Annotated in this window: 16 protein-coding genes; 9 read left to right on the top strand and 7 right to left on the bottom strand. The window is 56.2% G+C overall.

Going from position 1 to position 21,715, the window contains the following annotated elements; translation table 11 throughout:
* Positions 1 to 20 precede the first annotated feature (20 nt).
* The gene (locus SH527x_RS12500; RefSeq protein WP_437191015.1) at positions 21 to 2,948 is read right to left on the bottom strand and encodes an HsdM family class I SAM-dependent methyltransferase; all 2,928 of its coding nucleotides are present in this window, start codon (positions 2,946 to 2,948) and stop codon (positions 21 to 23) included.
* Positions 2,945 to 3,199, bottom strand: coding sequence for an HTH domain-containing protein (locus SH527x_RS12495; protein WP_437191014.1), 255 nt, complete (start codon positions 3,197 to 3,199; stop codon positions 2,945 to 2,947). Before SH527x_RS12495 ends, SH527x_RS12500 begins: the two co-directional genes overlap by 4 nt.
* Positions 3,200 to 3,846: 647 nt before the next feature.
* Here SH527x_RS12495 and SH527x_RS12490 point away from each other — a divergent pair.
* The 4 genes from SH527x_RS12490 to SH527x_RS12475 all read left to right on the top strand — a co-directional run bounded on the left by SH527x_RS12490 (position 3,847) and on the right by SH527x_RS12475 (position 7,152).
* Positions 3,847 to 4,164 (top strand): hypothetical protein, encoded by a 318-nt coding sequence (locus SH527x_RS12490; RefSeq protein ID WP_437191013.1) that lies wholly within the window; start codon positions 3,847 to 3,849, stop codon positions 4,162 to 4,164.
* Between the two features lie 242 nt (positions 4,165 to 4,406).
* Entirely contained in the window at positions 4,407 to 5,300 is an 894-nt protein-coding gene (locus SH527x_RS12485) for an ArdC-like ssDNA-binding domain-containing protein (RefSeq protein ID WP_437191012.1), read from the top strand.
* A 389-nt stretch (positions 5,301 to 5,689) separates the two neighbouring features.
* Entirely contained in the window at positions 5,690 to 6,670 is a 981-nt protein-coding gene (locus SH527x_RS12480) for a tyrosine-type recombinase/integrase (RefSeq protein ID WP_437191011.1), read from the top strand.
* A 167-nt stretch (positions 6,671 to 6,837) separates the two neighbouring features.
* Positions 6,838 to 7,152 (top strand): hypothetical protein, encoded by a 315-nt coding sequence (locus SH527x_RS12475; RefSeq protein ID WP_437191010.1) that lies wholly within the window; start codon positions 6,838 to 6,840, stop codon positions 7,150 to 7,152.
* Positions 7,153 to 7,227: 75 nt separating this feature from the next.
* Here the strand turns inward: SH527x_RS12475 and SH527x_RS12470 are convergent, their stop codons facing one another.
* From SH527x_RS12470 to SH527x_RS12455, 4 genes are all read right to left on the bottom strand, one after another.
* Complete coding sequence (locus SH527x_RS12470) at positions 7,228 to 9,306, bottom strand: tetratricopeptide repeat-containing protein kinase family protein (protein WP_437191009.1); 2,079 nt, start codon at positions 9,304 to 9,306, stop codon at positions 7,228 to 7,230.
* Positions 9,307 to 9,451: 145 nt separating this feature from the next.
* On the bottom strand, positions 9,452 to 9,961 hold the full coding sequence (locus tag SH527x_RS12465) for a hypothetical protein (RefSeq protein WP_437191008.1): 510 nt from the start codon (positions 9,959 to 9,961) through the stop codon (positions 9,452 to 9,454).
* Positions 9,958 to 10,698 carry a hypothetical protein gene (locus SH527x_RS12460; RefSeq protein WP_437191007.1) on the bottom strand — a complete coding sequence of 247 codons (741 nt, stop codon included), beginning with the start codon at positions 10,696 to 10,698 and terminating at the stop codon, positions 9,958 to 9,960. The genes SH527x_RS12465 and SH527x_RS12460 overlap by 4 nt, the downstream gene beginning before the upstream one ends.
* A 1,682-nt stretch (positions 10,699 to 12,380) precedes the next feature.
* Positions 12,381 to 13,796, bottom strand: coding sequence for a replication initiator protein A (locus tag SH527x_RS12455; protein WP_437191006.1), 1,416 nt, complete (start codon positions 13,794 to 13,796; stop codon positions 12,381 to 12,383).
* Between the two features lie 609 nt (positions 13,797 to 14,405).
* Here SH527x_RS12455 and SH527x_RS12450 point away from each other — a divergent pair.
* Positions 14,406 to 15,083, top strand: coding sequence for a division plane positioning ATPase MipZ (locus SH527x_RS12450; RefSeq protein ID WP_437191005.1), 678 nt, complete (start codon positions 14,406 to 14,408; stop codon positions 15,081 to 15,083).
* Complete coding sequence (locus SH527x_RS12445; RefSeq protein ID WP_437191004.1) at positions 15,076 to 15,513, top strand: hypothetical protein; 438 nt, start codon at positions 15,076 to 15,078, stop codon at positions 15,511 to 15,513. Before SH527x_RS12450 ends, SH527x_RS12445 begins: the two co-directional genes overlap by 8 nt.
* 565 nt (positions 15,514 to 16,078) lie before the next feature.
* On the opposite strand, the gene SH527x_RS12440 is transcribed toward SH527x_RS12445, so the two are convergent.
* On the bottom strand, positions 16,079 to 16,810 hold the full coding sequence (locus SH527x_RS12440) for a hypothetical protein (RefSeq protein WP_437191003.1): 732 nt from the start codon (positions 16,808 to 16,810) through the stop codon (positions 16,079 to 16,081).
* Positions 16,811 to 16,933: 123 nt separating this feature from the next.
* Between SH527x_RS12440 and SH527x_RS12435 the strand changes: the two genes are divergently transcribed.
* From SH527x_RS12435 to SH527x_RS12425, 3 genes are all read left to right on the top strand, one after another.
* Entirely contained in the window at positions 16,934 to 17,866 is a 933-nt protein-coding gene (locus SH527x_RS12435) for a hypothetical protein (RefSeq protein ID WP_437191002.1), read from the top strand.
* 116 nt (positions 17,867 to 17,982) lie between these two features.
* A complete protein-coding gene (locus tag SH527x_RS12430; protein ID WP_437191001.1) occupies positions 17,983 to 20,148 on the top strand; it encodes a hypothetical protein in 2,166 nt (721 codons plus the stop codon).
* Positions 20,149 to 20,275: 127 nt separating this feature from the next.
* Positions 20,276 to 21,481 (top strand): vWA domain-containing protein, encoded by a 1,206-nt coding sequence (locus SH527x_RS12425; protein WP_437191000.1) that lies wholly within the window; start codon positions 20,276 to 20,278, stop codon positions 21,479 to 21,481.
* Positions 21,482 to 21,715: the final 234 nt, after the last annotated feature.

Below are 21,715 nucleotides of genomic sequence, written 5' to 3'. Positions count from 1 at the left end.
TTCGACACATCATGTGGAGATCAATTTGCAAAATGCTCTAGTGCTTTTAGCAGGTCTTGCCCGTTGTTGCTCGCCGGTAGCTTGGCATCGGTTCGGCCGACCTTCTCAAGAACAGCCATGCCCACGCCCATTGTTTCGGAGGCATGCACAGCGCCTTGCACCTTGTATTCTCCTCGCTTGCCCCAACTGTTCAGCATGGCGCAGACACGATCACGGTACGCCTCCCGCTGTGCGGGTGTACTGGGCACAACGGTGGGAACGGGCATACGCTTATGGGTCGGCTGAATACTGGGGATCGTCACCTTCACCGTGTCCTCGATGAGCGGCTTCTCCAGCGGGTGTATGGCAAAGTATTCGTCGATCAGCGGCGCAATTGCGGCATCAGCGGATTGGATGATTCCCCGGCGATCTACAAAATCACCGGCTGCTTTGCGGGCAGCGCCATCGACGATGCTCGCGACTTCTTCAACAATCCGCCAGCATCGCTTCGGGTCGGGTTGTTGGTCTGGCAACGGCAGCGGGACACGCAGCACTTCCTCAACGTGAACCTTCGGCCTGGCCACGCCCCAACTCGAAGAAGTGTGGAAGAGGAAGAACTTTGCTAGTGGCGAGCGAAGGTAGGCTGCGAGAAAGATGAGCAGATTGCGATCCTTTGCTGGGCCGTGGATGCCGCGCAACGCATGCTGGAATGAAACGTCGAAATCAGCGTAAGCAATGCTCGTGTAACCCTCTGCCACCAGCACGTGAGGCGACTGAAAAATCTCTGTAGTCTGAATCAACCTTCGTACATCCACCTGCTTCGACCGTAGGGTCTCGCAGTCATCTTCCAAGATGAAAAGATCAAGCTCACTGGATGTTGCAGGAATGAAGAGCCGCGATGGGAGCGAGAGTGACCTGCGCGTGTTTTCGGGATCATTTTCGCCGAAAGGCTGAAAGCCGACGGCCATCACCCACGGTTTGTCGCTGTTTCGCTCCCTGGGGCTGCGCACGACATCTCGAAGCCGAGGATAAAGTGAAAGCCTGTCGAGCAGGCGAAGCTCACGAGACGAGGCCCAGAATCGCTGTTTCCACAATTGCGGCGCATCGGGACTCTTCAAATCTTGAAGAATGTCGCCGACAGTCAGGGCCGAACGGTCGGTGGGGCCAATCGTGATGACTTCTGTTCGTACAACCGTCCAATCAGCCTTGGGGCTCCAGTATTCGATTGCGTGTCGCGCATCTTTGGGCTCGCCCTTCCGATAACTCACGACAACAGCAGGATGCACTGCTTTTCCGAAGAGAAACCAGCGGAAATCCGCAAGGTTCAAGACGCGCGTGATCGCGTGTTGTCGCACCCACGCATTCTGGAATTCAAGAGCCGTGCGGCTGTGATGAAAGAGCACGCCGTGAGGCAGTACGAAGCAAATCTTTCCCAGTGTCGAAACATGCTCGGTAGCCTTCCAGATGAACGCAGCGGCAATCTGCTTATCGGGAACGGGCTTTCCGTGAGTATTGCACCACTTGCCAGCCGGAGTTTCGTCCGTGGCTGTACTACCCCAGGGCGGATTACCGATAACCAAGTCAACCGCTGTTGGAAATTCGATTGCCTCGTCGAAGAAGTCGGCACGACGAATATTGCCGGGTGCTCTATCCGTTGCGATCAGATTGGGTAGGAAACGGCCTTGCTCTTGATGCTCCTGAATGTCTCGGGGACTGAGTTGGTCGAGATAGGCGAGATACAGACTGAAGGCGGTAATTCGACACGCCGTTGGATTAATGTCAACGCCGAACAGACTCTCGCGGAGCAACGTCATGAGTTCGCGGGCACGACGTGGGTTGCGCGCAGTCGGGTTTTGTAGCTTCCACTCCTCAGCCAATCGGTTAAACAGGCCGACGAGGAAAATGCCAGAACCGCAGGCCGGGTCGAGAAACCTCTTTCCAATGATGGAGTTGATCCCATCCAAAGCTGAGTCAAGTACAACTTCGGCGAGGAAACGCGGTGTATAGAAAGCTCCAGCTTGCTCGTCTGCTTCTTTCAGAAACTGCTCGTAGATTGCGCTAATCGTTTCGATGGGGATGATGCTGAAATCGTAAGGCCAGAACGTCTTTTGGCCACTTCGAACGGCGGTGCCGTGAAAAAAGAGGTTCAGCGTAGCAATATGCAGTTCGTGAACGCACTCCGCCTCATCATCTAACTCGTCGCTGAAAAGGTCACCGTTAAAATGCTTGCCGAGCTTCTTGAATAGCTTGTAAAGCACTGTCTTTGCATCGGCCGCCGGTTGGATGGCAAGAACGTCTCGTAAATGCGCTGCCCCCTTGGCCCCCAACCCCGTCAGGTAACTTTGACCAATGACATCACGGTCGAACAGATAGCAGGTAAAAACGAGACGGCACAGAAGGGCATCGAGTATGTCCTTGGGAATCTTGCGCCGCGTTGCAGACACCGCCGACACCAATGCCTCGCGGGTATGTGAAAGATTCTCCAGCAAGACACGATCAACTCGGTGGTCTGGATTAAATGACTTCGGATTGCTGCGAAAAAACTCGCCGGATTCCACGGAAGTCAGAAATGCACGAAGGCCGGTCGCAACGCGCTCTAGCGTGGCCACAAGGCTCGGCATCTGTTCGGCCGATCCAGTTTCAGGGACGGGCCTCGACATGCCGGAGTAGACATGAACCCTGTCATCCGTGATTAAGACCAGAACCGGCGCTCCGCCGTGGTTCCAGAACAGCTTGTGAAGCCGAAAAACTTCCTCCGCCGTGATGACTGCCAATTGCTTGAAGTAGACAAGCGGCGAATGATCGGAGCAAAGCACGCCGTCCAATGTCAGGATGTCGAAGGCACGCCGAATCAAATGCCCCTGGGGCGTCGTGGAATCGAGGTCATCCTTACCGGAGAAGAAACGAGGGGGTTTGCTCTCGGCGACGCCGAACTCGTTTCGCCAGTTCTTTTGGCCTACCGAGGTCATGTGCGGGACGATCCCTTCCCGTTGGAAACGGTTGCTGGTTCAGCAAGAAGGTGGTAAGCCCAACCATCCGCGTGTTTTTCGGATCGGATCGAATAGCCTGTGCTTTTGAGAAAGTTGATGTCGCGGTAAATCGTCTGCTCGGACACATCCAGTTTCGTGGCAAGCTCAGGCGACGAGAACTCACCAGAGCGGATCAATTCGATCAGCCTGTCGTGACGGCTCGAAATTGCCAGGGACCGTTCGTAGCGCATACCTTCTCCCCACGGGGCTTATGTCTAACGCGCCGTGATAGACTTGTCAAGGTCGGTAGTCGATACTGGGTAAGGCTTTGCGCGGAGCACCGCGACAATCACTGCCACAGTTCGCACCTTCCGGTTGCAAATTCGGCAGCGTGGGCGGGAACGTCTGCGTTTGCAGTGGCCGCTCCAACATCGACATGACCCAGGCCACGAAAGGCACCGCATGCAATGAGGACCGCGGATGGCAATGAGGTGATGACGAATGACGGACGGGAGTGGGGGATTTGCGGTCAAAAGGAAACAAACCGGACCGCGCGGCGAAAACCCTTTTTGTCTCAACCTCTTGAGTAACCGGGCCGCCCTGGGAACAAAGTCGCCAAGGCGGCCCTCCACGTCACTCCGACGCTTCGATCCGGTTATTCCTCGCCAGGTTGGTCTCCCAGAGCCTGACTCCGCTTCACCGGACCAAGTCACTCTGCCACAGCGTCTGGCCGTACTCAAATTTTTCGATCCCGTTACCGCACATCGTCCGAGGCGGGTCACATAACAGGGGTGATGACATTCGATTCGCCGTTCGGTGAGGCCGTTTTTGCGCCCTGACCGAGAGGCGGAAGGCGTGGATGGTTCATTCTCATTTTGCCCCCGAAACGGAGGTTCCAATGTCGAACGAACGCCCATGTCATGAATTGCGTCTGGGAAAGTGCAAGGCCGCCATTTGGCGGAACAGCACCGAGCAGGGGACACGTTACAACGTGACCTTTGCTCGCATCTATCGGCAGGAGGATCGTTGGGAGAGCACCAGCTCTTTCGGACGAGATGACCTGCCGCTGATCTCCAAGCTGGCGGATCAGGCTCACACCTGGATCTACCAGCAACACGCTGCCGAACGGGAGCAACCGGCTGCGGCCAAGACTCCTCCGGCAGAAAGCCGTGCCCCACGTCGCTCGACGCGCGGGACTCCCACGGCATCGCGGTAAGTGTGTTGTTGACAACGTAATGGTTCTGTCACACGCCTTACCGCCTCTCACCTTGGCTCTCTGACAATTTGATTCCGGGTAGACGGAAAACCGCACTCGGTTCCGCCGTGGCTTCTCACGAAGTCAGGGCGGAGACCGGTGGCGTGCAATCACGGTTTTCTGATCCGCGACTCAACGGGAGTGCGCGGCGGTTTTCTGTCTGGACAGGCCCTTTCGTCGGCCTGTTCCCTGGAGTCAATCCCATGCAACGCGAAGATGTTCAAGAACGGGCTACGGCCGCGTTCGAGGAACTGGCACGCGCCCTGGAACAAGGGGATAGCGAACAGTTTCTGAAGTTTCTCGAATTCCAGTCCCGGTTTCATCGTTACTCGTTTGGCAATAGTCTGCTGATCATGTTTCAGCGACCCGAAGCCACGCAAGTCGCGGGATTCCATCGCTGGCGACAGCTCGGTCGGTTCGTGAAGAAGGGGGAACAGGGGATCGCCATTCTGGCTCCGCTGGTTTCCCGCGTGAAGCCAGCGGCTGACGATTCCGAGGCCGAAGCGACCTCAGAGTCTGCGGTGCCGCCGCCCCAGCGGAAGGTGCTGCGAGGCTTCAAGGTCGTCCATGTCTTCGATGTCTCGCAGACCGACGGCGCACCGCTGCCCGAATTCGCTGGGATCACCGGTGAGCCGGGAGACAAGCTCGCGACGCTGGAAGTCGTCGTGCGGAGTCACGGTATCGAGTTGCTCTATGAGCAGCCGATGGGTGGCGCGTTGGGAGTCTCGGAAGGAGGGCGGATTCGGGTGCAACCCGATCTCGTCGCCGCCGAGAAATTCTCGGTGCTGGCCCACGAACTCGCCCACGAGCTTCTGCATCGGGGTGAACGGCGGGCCGAAACGACCAAGACGATTCGGGAGACCGAAGCGGAAGCGGTCGCCTTCGTCGTCTGTCGGGCCTCCGGGATCGAGAGCACGGAGCGATCGCGCGACTACATTCGCCTCTACAGCGGAGATCGCGAACTGCTGATGGATTCGTTGGAGCATATCCAAAAGGTCTCCACCGCCATTCTGTCAGCGCTGGAAGATCTGCCAACTCAACCCTGTTCTCAAGCCGTTGATTCAGCCAACACCAAAGGGGTGTTGGCGACGGCTTGAAAACATCTTTTCTGGGAGAATGACTGTTCTGATACAAGGAGGTTCCTAAACGCACGCTACCGGACCTCCATCTTAATCGCACTCAGACTCAGACGAGATTCCCCAATAGCAGCGCCCACCGGTGTCAGCGCTCGCGAGATTGGTCTCGCGGTCATCTGTTGGGGGATGGTTGTTGGACAGTCTTGGGTGACTCTCCGCTCGGGGCGCTGCCCCGAACCCCGAGATGTTGAGGCATGGCTCGCATCAGAGTGTCAGGACTCCGTTCAGATTCTTTGAGGTTGGAGAATTCTCCGTTCGGACACCTGGACGATAAGACGTAACCGCTTGCGAAGACCGAAAAAGAATGCGATCCATAAAGGACGTTATGAATCACGATTCCCCAGGACGCAATGGCTGCTGACAACAATCATCCAGCCCCAATGGTTGATGTGATTCGTTGGGAGTGGCGTCTGCCGCCGCTCATTCGCACAGCGGGTACCCAGGCATCCAAGCGCTTCGTGGAATTCTTCGCGGCACAGATTCGCAATCGAAATACTCGTGAGGCCTATTACCGAGCATTGGTGGACTTTCTCGCGTGGATCGAAGACAGGAATTGCTCACTCGGGGAGATCGAACCGATCCATGTGGCGGCTTATGTCGAACACCTGATGACGGTCTATGAACCGGCGACGGTCAAACAGCATCTCGCCGCGATTCGCCACTGTTTTGACTGGCTGGTCACCGGTCAAGTGCTGGCGATCAATCCTGCCGCAGCAGTGCGAGGCCCAAAGCATGTCGTCAAAAAAGGCAAGACTCCCGTCATCACTGCCGAAGAGGCAAGACAACTCTTCGATAGCATCGAAACCACCACACTCATCGGCTTGCGGGATCGAGCGCTCATCGCCGTGATGCTGTTCACGTTCGGTCGCGTCAGCCCTGTGGCGGGAATGACCGTCGCGGACTACTACCAGATCGGCAAACGGAGTTGGATTCGCTTGCTGGAAAAAGGGGGAAAGTTCCATGAGGTTCCAGCGCATCACACGATCGTCGAATTCCTCGACGCCTACCTCTTTGCGGCGGGACATGGCGACACCGGGGACACTCCCCTCTTTCGCACGGCTCGCGGCAAAACCGGGCAACTGACGCTGGAACCCATGTCCCGTCAGGACGTCCTTCGCATGGTCAAACGACGGGCGAAAGCGGCCGCGATCTCGGATCGAATCGGCTGTCACACGTTTCGCGCCACAGGCATCACCGTGTACCGATCGAACGGCGGAGCCATCGAGAAAGCCCAGGCACTTGCCGGGCATGAATCGCCGCGAACAACCATGCTCTATGATCGGAGTGAAGACGAAGTCAGCCTTGATGAGGTGGAGAGAATTCTGATTTGACGGCCGCGAAGAGGCCAGGTTCGACATCCCATGACATTCCCATTCGTGCCATTCGTCCTGGATGTGGTGAAGTGGCCCCCGTGATCTGGCCCGTTTCGTGGCAATTTGAGTAGCGTTTCGAGTTGTGCGAGGCTGGGGTGTTCGGCTTTTCAATCAAGGAGGTGTTTATGAGCGAACAATCAGCAACCAAAACGAAAACAAAGAGCGAAGACAGTGAGAACATGGACCCCGTTCATGTGGTCCGCAAAGGAGCCATCGCGGCCTCAGTCTGGAAACGACAGAGCCCCAGCGGCTTTGCCTACTACGACTTCTCGTTGAGTCGTTCCTGGAAGTCGATGTCTTCCGAGAAGATGGGCTACTCGCGCAACTTCTTCGACAACAACCACGCGGACCTTGTTGAAGTCATTCAACTGGCGTCAGCCTGGATCTCAAAGCAGCGGTCGGCCGAGGCAGGTTCCGAGCCCACCATCCTCGCAGCCTGATCGCAAAAACAGGCCCGGTTCCCTGCTCCGGGCTATCTTTCATTCTCGTCCAACATCCCACGACGATTGCTCTCATCAGACAAGCAGATCCGAGTTGGACAAGCGTTTGTCGGGATTCATCAAGTGAGTGACATCTCGATGGACGAACTTCCGGATGTCGTTGATGACCGCTCGCTGGTTGGAATTCTTCAACCATTGAGCGGTGTCTCCCAGTGCCATCTCATAACCCACAACGGGTACCCACGCGCTTCCGCTCCCGAACAGCTCTTGGTGAGCCGCGAGAGTGTGGGCGGCTCTTCGTGTTTCCGACTTACGACGAAGTTTTACGCAACAGGTGTGAAGGTATCCTAACATCCGGCCGTGAATGGGGTCGCCGCCCCAGGCCGTTGTTTCGATGTCATACTCCTTCAACAGACCGTAGGCATGGTCATACATCCCGGCCCCCAAAAAACACTCCATGCAGACTTCCGCCGCTTCCAACGTCCTTCGGGAATTTTCGCCATACCATTTCCGACGAATGCTCAAAGCGTCCTGGAGAAATGGCTCAGCCTCGTCAAAACGTCGCTGATGGACAAGCTGCTCACCACGATTGAGCAGGACCGTCGCGATCTTCGGATGCTGCCCATCCAGTGATTTTTCCAACTCATGCAGCGCGGCCTCGGTCACGGCCTTCGCGGCATCATGTTGGCCGAGAAAATTCAAGAGTCTTCCCAAATTGCTGTTGGCGGTCGGCACCATGCTCGACGAGTTATCAGCCCACTTTAGCCACAGACGTTTTGATTCCACCAGCATGGCCACCGTTGACTGGTTGATCCCCGTTCGCAGGTAATTCGCCAGATCGGTGAGAGCAGGAGCCAAACAAGGTGAATCGATCGGTTCCCATGCTTTGAGAATGGCATAGGAACGAACGAGAGCGCGAACGGCGTCTATGGGTTTGTGAACCAGACTGAAGATCCGCCCCAAGTCGCTGAGCCTCCGCGCAAGTTCCATTTGATCGTCACGCCGCTCCGTAACCAATTGCTCCAAAAGCTGAATGGAAATGGCACCGTATTGCGATGCCTCGACTGTCTGACCTCGGCCAAACAAATGCTTCGCATAGTTGTTGCAGAAATCGGAAACCAGACGACGATCTGCTGCGGACTTCCGCTCCGCAAACCCCCAACTCGTCAGCAATTCTCCACCCTGCCTGGCACGACGAAGATCCACCTCCAGACTTGTTCTCGTGCTTTCAGGAGCATCTTCGAGCTGATCAGAAGGACATTGAAGTTGGGACATCTCTTGTGCGATCGCGACAAATTCCTGCCACGCGAAGTCGCTGTTACCATCCGCTCGTGCTGCGTCAGATTGACAGCTCAGGGTTTGAATCTGGGGTCGCAGTTGACGGTGGAAGTCAGACAACTGTCGGGAGACTTCTCCGACACCCCGTGGACGAGTTTTTGGTTCTTTGGCGCAGCAGGCCGCCAAAAACCGTGTCGCTCCCTTGATGAGTCGCCAGCGGCGGCGTTCACCTGGCGGTAACTTTGCGATCAGCTCTTGAACGATGGCCCCCAGCGCAAACACATCACTTTGGACATCGAATCGCGGTTCAGGAGCCTCATACCGGGGACTACCACCCCGTTTACTGGTTCCGGCCAGAGTCGCCAAACCGAGATCGATCAGGACTGGAGAGCCATCTTCCCTGATCATGATGTTGCGGGGCGTGAGATCGCCATGCACAAATCCCGCTCCATGCAAACGCGAAAGGATCTCGCAAACTCCCGTCCCCAGCTTGAGGATGTCGTCGATCGTCCTGATTTCAATTTCCGCGAGGCTTCGACCACCAATCTTGCGGAAGACCAGAAACGGTTTCGACTCATGATCAAGACCCCAATCGATCAGTTCGCCAAATCCCTCCGTCGAAGAGATCGCCGTCTGATTCAGAGCGAATTCCCGTAGCAAGACCCGTTCGTGCCGCTCCTTGGCCAATTTGATGACCACGGCCCCTTTCAGTCGATTGCTCGCCTCGAAGACCCAACCCATTCCCCCTTCGGCCAACAGCGACAACCCGGAATAGCCCTGCCCTGAAAATCCCCGAATGGGGCTGTCGGGAACGATTCCAGGGCTCGGAACAACTTCTGATTCGGTCGGCTTGCGTTTCTCAAGGGTTGCGATCATCAGTGCCCGCTCCACATTGAGAGATGCGAAATCTCAGATCGCCAATGACCGATAGCCACAACGGCACTTCCGGCCTCGATTGAATTCGAGATACCTAATTATCCATCTCCGATCGCCAAAGTCTACATCGGTGCTCGTTGATGTGTCAGCGACTGAAATTGGTCCGCTTGTCGCCGCTCGTGAGCTGGAGACCAGATGTCCCAGGCTGATGTAAGACCTTACCGCTATGAGACTTTTGGGTACCATCCCCACTGTGCAACACCTGAATCGCCGCTCTTTGTCCCTCGCCGAAAACCTTAAGGGAAAGGCGTCCTGGCTCTTCACAGGTCGGACAGACGACCCGTGTGGGAATGACCTTGTTGAGTTCGGCCAGTTGGTTCTGGAATTCTTCGGCGGCCCCATCGCGAAGAACCAAGGGCTTGCCTTGGAAGAATTCATTCAATCGACCGATCACCAGTGCCCGGACCCGTTCTCCGGCTTCGATGCACTGCCCGAACACCTCGGGAACTTCCGAGAGCGACCGGTCGGAAAACGAGGCTTTGGCCAGATCGATCACGGCATCGACAGCCGCTCTCGCGGCGGGGGGAAGCTCCAGATAGTCCTCGATTTTGTCTTCTAAACGGCGATCCACCAGACGAGGGTAAACCGAGTTCAAGGGCTAAGCAAATTGCCGGGATTCCCGGAGACCTGGCACGGTAAAGCGACTTGCGGACGATTCGCTTCGGCCCGCTCAAAGGGTTTGACGATCTTCCGGCGATATCGAATACAGTCGGGAGTAAGCTTTTCGTAACCCATCGCACTCCGTTTCTTGTTGACCAGGCGGAGCAGGCCCAGCAACTGTTTTCGAATCGGAGCGTACGGCTCAAAGGGCTGGTTCCAGAAATCCCACCGTAGCGTCTCGGCAGTCCGATGGGTGGCGATCTCCAGCAGGTCGCTCGCCAGATCGCGATAGGCCGCGCGGCCGATGGTCACCCGCACCCGGTATCGAGAGTCGGCCAGGGCCTCGTCGGCCCCCTCTTCCTTCTTCAGAAATTCTCCCCTGCGGACCGTCAGGCCATATCCCATGAAGTGCAACGGATACCTGCGAATGTCTCTGACCGTCTGAGCTTCCGCCGCAAAAAACGGATGCTTTCCGTGAGTCGCCAGGATCACGAAGAAATCCTCAAACCGGACATAGTGCAGATTGGCCAAGCCCTGCTGCTTGCGGCGTGCCCGCTGTTGCCGGGAGAGTTCGATTCCGTATTTCGCCAGGAGTTTTTCGTCGATGGCGGACGGATCTTTACCGTCCGGAATGCGGCCGGTCACGTAAAACCAGTAGCCGTGCGGAAGGTAATTCGATGCCAAAAGCTGCACGAACCCTTCCTTCGTTGAGGCCACATGCCGGTACTTCATCCGTTCCCTCCTGGGTTAAAAAGTGGAGTGTGATTCTGTGAACAGGCTCACACTCCCAAGCCTCAAATCCTGATGACAGTCAGTGCAGTGACCTTGGGCGTCGTGCCTCAAGGTCATACGCTGCGCAAAACAGAGTCCGAACCTCCCCTTCTGTTGAAAGAACCTCGATTACGGAATTCGCTGTTCGGTGGCGGCGCAAACTTTCTTCCAAGTTGCACCGCCACCAATTCCATTGGTGTTCCGCAATAACCACTTCACGGTGACTGTCGCCGGTGCTTGCATACACCTCGACTGCTCACCGTCGATTCACTGCCAAAGAACATGCCTCCTTCCGGAGTCATCTTGTTTGACCGCGTTTGCTTCTTGCCACAGAAATTCACGCCCCACCGGGTGACTGTTCGTACAACGAACAGCCACCCGGCAGCGCAGCATGAATCGCACTTTCCCTTTGGCTAAAATAGCCAGTCGGCCCTTTCGTCGGCTTACAGTGCTCAGCACCACCTGGACGCACAAGCACGGGTCGCGAGTACCTTCCCGCGTACACCGTTCGACTTCTCTCCCACTGCTTCCGCAGAGGGTTTACATCGACTCTCTACTGAGGCCCCACTCCCAGTCTGAAGCATTTCTCCACAGTTTCTTGATGCCGCACATGCGTATCTCTGTTGAGTCGCACTGCATCGGCTTCACACTCCCTATGGCACGCACCTGAGTCGACAGACTCAGGCTCCGAGGAACCACCCCCGGCCGCTTCAGACCTTCCTGCATTAGTCGCGTTCGTCATTCCCCAGTTCACGTGGCGTGTGGACGTTACTCCACGGGGTCTCACATGGCTCTATGTGCGGCCGTCAGGCCGCCATACTTTCCGCTGTCGAAAGACTCGGCAGCGATTTCGGGGGGCAGAAGAAAGAAGCGCCTCCCTTACCGATGAACCATGACCCTTCTCGCCGTTGAAAGCCCGCCTATCGGCCGCTTTCAACCTCTTCGGTGTCGTCTCCAGGGGAACTTACCAGCAAGCGATCACTCGCCTTTCATCGTTGAGCTATTCGCAGTCAAAGACTTTCTTTGATCTCCGAAGGTGTCGTACCTCCGGCTGCCTGTCTCGCGACAGTGCAGGCTCCCGACGCTGGCGCACGTTGAACGCTCTTGCCATGAGCAAGAAGCGAACCCCGTGGGTGGATTTGGGACGAAGTGTCCCGCACCAACTTCGAAGCACGACGGCCGGACGGACTCCCGATGGAGTCGGCCAGGTCTGTCTGCATCGCCCTTGTTCCTGATCCTTTTATTTGAACCTATCGGATAGAACGGTTGTATTACTCTCCTGCGATACAAATGCAGAAGGATTACTCAACCGAGCCTCCGTCGAGCACGGACAAGCCTGTCTCCAGGCATCCGGCTCTACCGGCGAAACGCGCGAATGGTGGTTAATCCATTCAGCCCTTAGCGTGTTGGTAAGACACGTTTACCGGGTGCGTTTCCCAAACGGAAAGGCGTCGCAATGCGTTAGTAACTCATCAACGACCAGCAGAGTCCATCCTGGCTCTGCGTCCGCACAATATCGGGAGTTGGAAACCTACTCAACTTTTTGAGAGACACATGGGAATCGCGTCGGCATCGGGAATGGATTTGTTGAGGCATGACTCGCATCACAGTGATGGCGTCTGCAATGGACATGATCTGTCGGGTTAAGACTTTTCTCGCGGGGTCTTTCGCCAGTACTCCCGGACGAGCTGCATCCGCATTTCCGGCAGCAAGGCGTGCTCCGTGGCTTCCAGCCGTTTTAAGGTCTCGCGATGAAATCGAGGGGCCTGTTGTAGCGCATCCCGCTCCAGTCGAGTCCGGTCTTCGATAGTCAGTGCGTTCCAGTGCTTTTGAAACGCATCTTGTTGTGACTTATCAATCGGAATTGTTGCCCCGTCCTGTTTCGGGGAAACACTCACCCTTCGGGACTGCGCTGAAGCACCTCTTTGAAATGACGGCACGCGACGCGGCTTCTCCCCCGGCGGCTCCTGGTAATCGTGCCTGATGGCCGCTGTCAGGAATCCGGCAGGGTTTCGGCTGATTCGTCGATCCTGGGCATGAATCAACGAATCGTGGAGACGGAGCTTTTGTTGTATCTGTTCTTCGGAGAATTGAGAGCCGAGTTCGCGGGCGACTTTGCGATTCACTCCACGGCTCGTCAATTCCTTGACGATTGTCGAATCTCTCTGCGCCGCTGCTCCCGATCCTTTCTGAATCGCGATCATCCATTTTCCGGGGGCGACACAGCGAAACCGTTCTTCGGTTTTGCACGGAGCGATAAAGCCGATCTCTTCGAGTTCCTTCAACGCGGGACGGAGTTTTCGTTTCAGACCGTAGCTGTCATAGCGACGGCCCAGGCCAATATGCTCGGTCGCAAAATCCCGGAGATCAAATTCGAGACACGCTTTCTTGTAAAACCGTTTATCCAGAAATCGGTACATCTGTTTCGCGGCGGCGAGTTTCAGATTGAAGTACACGCCCAGATCGATTCGCTTCAGATTTCCCGCCTGGAAACTTTCGAACATCACATCGTTCCAAGTGAACGAGGACCGACCTTCGTCCTGAATTTCATCGCGGCTGCGAAGTTCCAACGTCTCAATGACGTGGAACGATCTCGATTTCCAGTTCTTCCGCGATCGGTCCCACCAGGCATGCTTGAAATGCAACGTCACCGAGGTCCATTTCTGCAGCGCTTCATCGAGCCGTTTGTAGGAGCGACCGTCCTGCGCCCAGCCGAGGAATTTGATCAGCTCGTAGCGAGAAAACTCCACTCGCTTCTCTTTGAGGCCGTTGCGGACATTCGTGAGATGGACGAGCAGCAGAAGGATGTCACTGTCGGTGGAGGTGGGGAGGCCGAAGTGATCGCTCCCCGCAATCACCACGGTTCGCTCGACTTGCTTGTTGGCCCCTTCATCGAAGATCGTGTCTTCAAAGAGCAGCGTGTTCTGACCCGTTTCATTGCGAGAGGCCAGCGATGCCAACGGGAACTCCGCCAGATTAAGTTCATCTGTTCCTAACGAGCGATCATATTCATCCAGTTGAATGACCGTCGCTTGGTGTTCCCGCTTCGTTTGGTTCACAGACTCCTGAATTCGCTTTTCAAAAAAGAAGCAACACCCTGCTGTTTTGTTCTTTTTGGATCAACATTTAATACTTTACCGGATCGTAACTCATCACCGTGATTCGTGAAATCAGGAAAAATGCCGCCTCAAGACACGGTACATTCCCGCCTCATTTCACGGTAACCGCCGCTTCATTTCACGGTACTTTACCGCCTCGCTTCACGGTAAGGCCGCCTCAAATCACGTTACCGATCATTCTCCTGTCACGACGCACATCAACCTGCTCCAGTCCTGGCCGCCTCATTTCACGGTAGAGCGAAACTTTAACCGGCTTGAACTGAATTCGGTCACGCTACCTGAAAGCGTCTCTCGCGCGCAAGCACCTTTCCTTTGACAGCAAGAGGACTGACTTTCCCGCAAACAGGATTGCTGGCTGACTTGCTGACATCATGGCCTGTTGGAAGACAACGCGGCAGGCAAGCGGGATGTGCGGCTTGTTGGCGGACAAGCCAGCGGCATTGCTGGAATGACGGCCAGTTGCTCGGCAAGCTGGGCGGAATGACTGTTTGAAGGCTTGCAAAAAAGCCTGCTTGTCAGCTTTCCAGCGTCGCGCTATGGTCGCTTCCGATGATGATCACGTTCGCAAATTCCAAAGGAGGTGTCGGAAAAAGCACCCTGGCGACCCACCTCGCGGTTTGGGCATTCGACCAGGGCATTCGGACGGCCCTTGTCGATACGGACAAACAGCGTTCGTCATCCCAATGGGTCGCGGAAGCGGAGCCTGGTATCACGATCCGGGTTGCGGATACCCCCGAGGAGTGCCTTTCTGCGGTCACAGACGCGCGTAGGACGTGCGATCTGGTCGTGGCCGATGGTCCGGCAGGGCTCGACGATCTTTCGCGCACCCTGCTGATTCTGTGCGACTTGGCAATTCTGCCTCTGACGCCTTCCCTGCTTGATTTGCGGTCGGTCCAGCAGGCGTCCGACGTGCTGAGATTTGCCCAGGGGATTAACGGCGGTCGCCCCGAGGGGCGGATTGTTCTGAACAAGATGAAAACACGGGACTCCATCTCGCGGGAGTTGAAAGCCGCTGCCCCTTCACTGGGGGTGCAGGTTGCGGACACCGTGATCCGTGACCTGCAAGCGTACCGTGACGCGGTCGGACAGGGGAGTTGTGTCACGCGTCTCGGCAAAAAGGGACAAACGGCTGCGGCTGAGATCGATGCACTGTTTCGTGAATTGCTGGGAGAGAACCTGCAAAAGTTAATGACATTGTCGCAACAACAGGAGGTTGCAAATGGTTAATCGCAGATCTTTAGGAGAGGCCTTGTCGCTGAGTCCGAGCAAAGTGGCGTTCATTCAGGGGACTCCCCAGGCCGTGGAATCGGTGGCGACGAGCGTACCGGCACCGGCGGAAGCGGTCGTCCAACCCGAGGAGCGGGAACGATCGGAACCAGAGGCCCCAGCGTCTGACAAGGTCGATCTGCGAAGTCCCTCCACGTCCCGTCGGACAAAAGCCCGGACTCGGGTCGATCACGAGACTGGCCGAACTTCTTCGGGAGTGGGTATGGCCAATTTGTTGGCTCCGTTGACGACACGGTTACAGCCCGCCACAGCCGCCGCACTGAAACGGGCCGGACTGGAACAAAGATTACGTGGAGCCCAACCCGCGACCGTACAGGAGATTGCCGAAGTGGCGATCACGGAATGGTTGATCGACAACGGGTATCTGTAACTGGTCATCACCAGATCCTTCGCGTCGGCGGTTTCGGGTTCTCTCGGTGCCTGATGCTCCAGAGAGCCGGATGCCGTTGGATGGTCCAAGGGTTAATCCGAAAGGAATCGTGGTTCCAGCAGAAGGTTAGGTGTGTGATGAGTTCAGGAATGCCTGCGAATGTCGTGTATCGCATGGTCGCGCACGGTGACGAACTTCAGATGATCCAAAGAAGGACGGACATTCTGATGGATCAAGTGTCACCGCAGAGACAGATGGGACAACGACGATCAGGACCAGCACTTCCGATGTTTCAACGAAGAGGGGGATTACTACTGAGGCCCAAGCCCGCTTGGTTCGAGATCATCGTTGGCTGGTTCGGATGGGAACGAAAACGACACCGATGTCGTATTTGCCCGCGTTGCCATTGTGCGTTGAACTGATGAACGGTGGCTAGAACCCTGAAACGGCACTGCCTGGAGACGAGAGTCGCCCGGCAGTGCTGTTCGTCATCACAGAATGGTTTTCAAGACCATCCAGCAGCCTCCTCCAACACGCGCGATCCCGTTTTCGCTGAGTTGCCCATTCATTCGGCGGGTGGCTGTTCCAAAAGTATCCGGAGTTCATTCGCAAATGAGGCTCCATACTTCTCTACGAAGTGGTCTTTAAACTCCGCCGAAAAGTGCTCAATCCAGCGAGCCACGCTCCGAATGGAGGGAACTTTCACTTCGAAATTCTCTTCGAGCGTCTGACGAACTTCGCGGGCGGAAATGCGACCGGCACCGTCGGTCTCGCAAACATTCTCAATCCAAACGGAGAGCGCCGCTTGCTTTGCTAAATCTTGTTCCTGCTCGACGAGATCCTTGGCGAATTTCACCAAGTCATGGCAGATCTCCCGTTCCGGATTCGGCAGGCTCTTGGGGTCCGCAACATTCTCCAGGGCTTCGGGCGGCAGATGCGTATGACTCCCTTCACCGGTCGCGCCGAATTTCTTTCGGGCCAGATCGGCGATTCGACATTTCGCGACGGCAACGCAAAACCGGAGGAAATCGACGCGCGAAGCAAATCGTCGCTTCTTGGCCCCCAACCATCCCCCGATGGCCGTATTTTGACGGATGTCTTCCAGATATTTCGAGCCACCCGGTATCCGGGCCAATCTCCCTCCGATCATGTCGTCCAACTCGACTTTCAGAAATTCGTAGAGGCGCTCGGACATCCCTCCCGTTTCAAAGGTCTCGTGGAGGTGCTTCGTGACGGACCTTTGTTCCGCCTGCGAACTCTCTTCGCTCGGGGCGGAATCCTTGCGCGACGCTGCCATCTTCGAACTTTCTGAGAAAATCTTTCAGCCCATTGGCCAAAGTTTTTGTCTCCCGCGATCTCCTGTCAAGGGGAAGCAAGACGCAGCTCCTGAACTCACATGATCTGATCAGGAGACGATGCGATGCGGAAGCCGGAAGAGACCAAAGCCGAATTGATTGTGGCTCCGCCCGAGGAGGAAATTGCCTTGTTACGGAAGCGGGTGCTCAAGCTCCATCAGAAGTTCCTCACGATTGGACTTGATGGATTGAAAACCATGATTCTCTGCGGCGTGTTGCTACAGAAAATCAAAGACTCTCTGAAGCATGGTCAATTCAAGCCTTGGCTTGAGAAAAACTTTGAGCCAAGCACCGGGTTGGGAGTTCGAACGGCTCAACGCTACATGGCCAAGGCCAATGCGTTTCTGGATCTCATTCGCCATCGCGAACTGGAATACAAGTCCACCAAGGACCTGGAAGATTATTTGGAGACTCCCGTCCTCGTGGAGTTTTCTGAAAGCGTCAACGTCAGCAACACCTGCTCCAACATCGGTTCGAGAAACCTCAACGCGCCTCCAGATCCCAACGACTGGGAGTCTCCTGCGGCGGTGATCGCTGCGGTGAAAAAGGTTTTGGGCACGATTCAATGTGACCCTTGTGCGCTCACGGACCTCGAACGCCCGTCCGTTGCAGAGATCAATTACTCTGCCAAAGAGGACGGCTTGTCAGAGGCAAATCCCTGGGAGGGGACCGCCTGGATCTGCCCAGGTCACGAGACCGACGCGATCGCCTGGTATGAAAAAGCGAGAAGCGAGATGGCTCGTGGGGTGTTGCAGGAGGCGATCATCTGCCTGCCGGAATCGACGCTCTCGCTGCCGGGGGATCTGTTCTGGTTTCCTGTCGCGATCACTCCGAAGCCATTGACCGTCACGTTTTGCGAGAGAGGCACGGAAAGCCATCGCTCGCTCCCCACGCGCAGCCTCTTTGTCTACATGGCTCCGCAGATGCCAGACGCCAAGAAGTTCGCGCGCGCCTTTGAACATATCGCGGCGGTGTTTGCTCCCGTCTCGACTCAATAAACATAGGGCTTGATGACTGCGGCTTTCACCGCAGCAAGGCTCACGCACTCTCGGTTACGCGGATGGCATGTCGCCATCGCGCATGGTTTTGCTCTTGCCAATAGGACTGCACGATTATGACTCTGATCACGATTCCACGCACTGCCAACGACACCCTGCCCAATGACACCGAATATACGGTGTTCATTGTGGTGGGTGGCTCCCGTCGTCCGCTGGTTCGCTTCCTGGCGAAGATTCTCAATGCGATTGTCGTCGTCGTCGACAACGCCGAGGAAATGCGGAAAGTCACCGCCGAATACCGTCGCTGGGGCGTTCACATGTTTTCGCTCGGTGACAATGAAACTTTGGCAACCCTTTTTCGAAATGCCAAAGAGCCATTTGCTTCCGCCGTCAAGCACGTCGCTTCGATGCCCGCTCGAATTGGTTGCGGTGCGAGTCCCGCAGCCGCAGCGGTTGCCGCGGAACAGATGGGGGCTTCGGCTGAATTCGACGGCTTCTTGCACGACGTTGTCTCGGACATGATCCAGAAGACGAATGCGAGACCTGAAAGCATTCGCGTCCGGCCGATTGTCAGCTACTCCGGAGGGACTGGCGCGGGAGCGACCCTCGTCTTGACGCTGTTTGTCCTCCACGGGCTCGCCGCCTTGAATATTCCCGTGCTGGTGACGTTTGATCTCCTCGGACCCTTGACGTTCACGAAACTCAGTAAGACGGCGGGGCAAAGTGCCGCCGCGACGTTGGTCAGCTTTCTGCTGATGATCACCACAAAGGATGATCCTCGGCTCGAACGCATGCCCATGTACCTGGATTTGGTGGAACTTCCGCCGCTGGGGAATCGGCATCAGCTTCGAACTCAGTTGATGCTGCTGGACTATCAGGCGATTCACGCCAGTGAAGTCGAAGAGTATCGCAGTCTCATCAGCCCCAATCACTCCACATCCGGTCCGTTGGGTAATGTTTTCAGCCGAGAGGCGTTCTTCCGTCGGATTATCGACCAGACTGAGATTCTGCCGACGGTCGCCAGCAACCTCGATATGGATTTCGATCAGCTCATGGAGAATGTGACAACCGATCCTTCGCTCATTCGGTCGCGGCGATGGGAAGACAATCGCACGGCTCTCAATCGATTGTCGATTGACGACATTGTGAACCGGGCCAAGAACTTGACCGGCGATGAAATCATCACGGCGTTCCGCAAACCGGGAGAGCGGCACGAGGAAGATTTGTTTTACGACCTCGGACCGGAGGGAGAATTCAACGTCCGAAAGCTGGAGGAATATTTCGTCAGCTATCCCACGGAAACCAATTCCGCATTGCACCGATTAACGCTGCTCCGCACATTCGATTTGACGTTGAATGCCGATGCTCAAGAAATCGCGGAACAGCACCACGACTGGTCTGCCGAGGTGACCCGGCTGGAACATCTGGTGATTAAGACGCACGCTGCGTTGTGCCAAGGAGCGGGTTGGTTCAAGAGCCTCAGTTCGCTGATCAAAGAACTGGCCGATGCCGGAGAAGATCTGCGGACAGCCAGCGATGAACTCGCGATTTGGGAGGCCAAAAGGGCCACATTGAATGAAGCGTGCTTGAGTGTTTCCACCGAGCACGAGCATCTCGAACGCCGCTTCGCTCAAATCAAGGCCATGCTGCAACGGTTCATTCCCCGAGGAAGAGAGACCTTCAACGGAACGCTCATCACCTGTCATGGCGTTCGGGGAGTTTTCTCGGAATTGATGCAACTGGCAACACGGCCCGTCGCGGAACAAGCCATTGGGCTGTGCGACCTGGCGACAGGGGTGACGCTAAATGGGCTGGCCAGCATCTGTTCGGCCCCACAGGCGAAGGTCGACGATATCGCGGAACAGATCGTCTTTGGCGAATCGACGTATAAGGCTCCTCCACATGGAGCCTTCGTTCGCCGTGACAAGCCGATCACGATTTATGTCTTGCCTCCCATCGCGGCTGTCTATCGCACGGAACTGCGTGAAAAAATCGGCCAGCTTAATCCGGATTCGGTGACGTTCTTCTGCGACAACATCGACGCCGGAGCTTGCGTTGTTCATTACAGCCTTCGCGGCTTCACCAGCGTCGATGAATTGTTCGAGGGATTGTTCAATTACAACCTCGATCAACTCAGGACATCGCGAACGGCGGCTCTACGCTACCCGACGGGTGAAGACTTGATGGAACTGCTGCGGACCCGTCTCGCGCCACCTTCGGCGGGCGAGACAGGAGAGGATCTCGGTAATCCCGAACGATGCGGGACCGAGTACACCGCATGAAGTAATCCGCCCAAGAGACCTCACACGCGGATTGCCATCGTCGTGGCGGCGTGTGGGGTTTCTTTTTCTCTCAATCCGTTTTCTTGCGCGTTGCGGTTGCCGCGCGCCTTTCGAAAGAAGATCGAACATGCCCCCAATCAAAGCCCCGTCCCATCGTCCGCCGAACGCGCCATCGAGCAAGATTGCCCGAAAGCAAACCAAAACGTCTTCCATTGGTCTCATCGCGTTTCGAGGAACTTACGGCCTGATGATCGTGAGTCTGCTCGTCGCCATCAATTGGACGAATCACATCAAGGGTCAGTGGGATCAATACGATCAGTTATTGACCGCACAGATACTTCTCTCCGCCCAGGAGCGAGGTCATACCTACACGATGACCGAGCGTGCGGAAGATTCCGTCTTCGATCCCCGTGTCGCTCGAAGCCTGGTGGTCGAGGCGGAACGGTTCGCCGAAACAACATCCGCTCCAACGCGACGCATTGCACGGCTGGCAGCCTCATTGCCAATGCCCGCAGAGATCCCGCCGGGAACGACGGTCGTCGTTCACGAGGTCTCCGAGCAGCTTCCAGCAATTCAAGCAGAGATCTCGGTGGTGGACGAGAAAGGCGTATTTCTTGCCGGTCTGTCACGCATTGATTTCGAGATCTTTAACGGTGCCAATCGAGCCCGTCTGGTGCAAGTCGCGCCCAGCAAACGAACCGTCGAAACTCAGGCGATTGCCGTTCTGCTGGACTGTTCCGCGTCGATGAAAGGTCTTCCGCTCACCACCGCGAAAGAGGTCGCGGCAAACTTTTGCATCCAGAATGCGAATCCCAACCGGATTCAGCTTTGGCGATTCTCCGACTCGGCAACGGCGATGACGTCCTTCACCATTGACTCGGACGTCCTGGTTCAAGCCATTCGATCGATCGGGGCAGAGAATGGAACAGCTCTCTATCAAGCCATTCAGAACGCCACGCTGTCACTCAGTCAACGCCACGAACGCCGGTCTCTCATCGTTCTGACGGACGGCGAGGACTCGTTCAATACGATCTCGCCCCAATCGCTCATTGAATTGTGCCGTCAGCACAATGTCGTTCTGCATGCGGTGGCGCTCGGGGCTCCCAAAAATGGTCATGGTCCCCTGGAAGAAATGGTCTCCAGTACTGGCGGGACATTTCATCGAACGGCCGATGCCCATCAACTCCCATCCGCTTTTCAAGAGATCGCTGAACGTCTTCGGCGACCAATCTATCGAGTCGTGATCATGGACCCGGTCGATCGGAGTCAAGCGGTATCGCTGCACATGAACGGTCAGTTCATGACGCACATTCTACCGGCGAGAGAGAACTAGCCTCATCCCACAAACAGCATCAGCCTGCCAATCGATGAGGATGACAGACATGTCCGACACTCAAAAGCGACAAAGGTGACGCTTTTGAGGTTGGGCACGTTGTGAGCGGACCAGTCGGCTGGCTGCCAGTACCGATCATGCGGCAGCCAGATCCCTGCTCTGAACAAGCCAAATCGTACCCCAACAAACCCAAACACACCGGGGCATCCCGCGTCAACGCGATGCGAATGTCTA

The organism is Planctomicrobium limosum (assembly GCF_051465645.1).
Taxonomy (GTDB): Bacteria; Planctomycetota; Planctomycetia; order Planctomycetales; family Planctomycetaceae; genus Planctomicrobium.
The sequence above is the reverse complement of the archived record's forward strand: the minus strand, read 5'-3'. Positions and strand labels throughout refer to the sequence as shown.

What these genes read in the sequence shown, in the direction of transcription:
- SH527x_RS12440 (WP_437191003.1), bottom strand. Translation starts at nt 16,810, where the DNA reads ATGGCAGCGTCGCGCAAGGATTCCGCCCCGAGCGAAGAGAGTTCGCAG.
- SH527x_RS12425 (WP_437191000.1), top strand. Translation starts at nt 20,276, where the DNA reads ATGCCCCCAATCAAAGCCCCGTCCCATCGTCCGCCGAACGCGCCATCG.
- SH527x_RS12430 (WP_437191001.1), top strand. Translation starts at nt 17,983, where the DNA reads ATGACTCTGATCACGATTCCACGCACTGCCAACGACACCCTGCCCAAT.
- SH527x_RS12450 (WP_437191005.1), top strand. Translation starts at nt 14,406, where the DNA reads ATGATGATCACGTTCGCAAATTCCAAAGGAGGTGTCGGAAAAAGCACC.
- SH527x_RS12480 (WP_437191011.1), top strand. Translation starts at nt 5,690, where the DNA reads ATGGCTGCTGACAACAATCATCCAGCCCCAATGGTTGATGTGATTCGT.
- SH527x_RS12470 (WP_437191009.1), bottom strand. Translation starts at nt 9,306, where the DNA reads ATGATCGCAACCCTTGAGAAACGCAAGCCGACCGAATCAGAAGTTGTT.
- SH527x_RS12490 (WP_437191013.1), top strand. Translation starts at nt 3,847, where the DNA reads ATGTCGAACGAACGCCCATGTCATGAATTGCGTCTGGGAAAGTGCAAG.
- SH527x_RS12500 (WP_437191015.1), bottom strand. Translation starts at nt 2,948, where the DNA reads ATGACCTCGGTAGGCCAAAAGAACTGGCGAAACGAGTTCGGCGTCGCC.
- SH527x_RS12495 (WP_437191014.1), bottom strand. Translation starts at nt 3,199, where the DNA reads ATGCGCTACGAACGGTCCCTGGCAATTTCGAGCCGTCACGACAGGCTG.
- SH527x_RS12485 (WP_437191012.1), top strand. Translation starts at nt 4,407, where the DNA reads ATGCAACGCGAAGATGTTCAAGAACGGGCTACGGCCGCGTTCGAGGAA.
- SH527x_RS12475 (WP_437191010.1), top strand. Translation starts at nt 6,838, where the DNA reads ATGAGCGAACAATCAGCAACCAAAACGAAAACAAAGAGCGAAGACAGT.
- SH527x_RS12460 (WP_437191007.1), bottom strand. Translation starts at nt 10,698, where the DNA reads ATGAAGTACCGGCATGTGGCCTCAACGAAGGAAGGGTTCGTGCAGCTT.
- SH527x_RS12445 (WP_437191004.1), top strand. Translation starts at nt 15,076, where the DNA reads ATGGTTAATCGCAGATCTTTAGGAGAGGCCTTGTCGCTGAGTCCGAGC.
- SH527x_RS12435 (WP_437191002.1), top strand. Translation starts at nt 16,934, where the DNA reads ATGCGGAAGCCGGAAGAGACCAAAGCCGAATTGATTGTGGCTCCGCCC.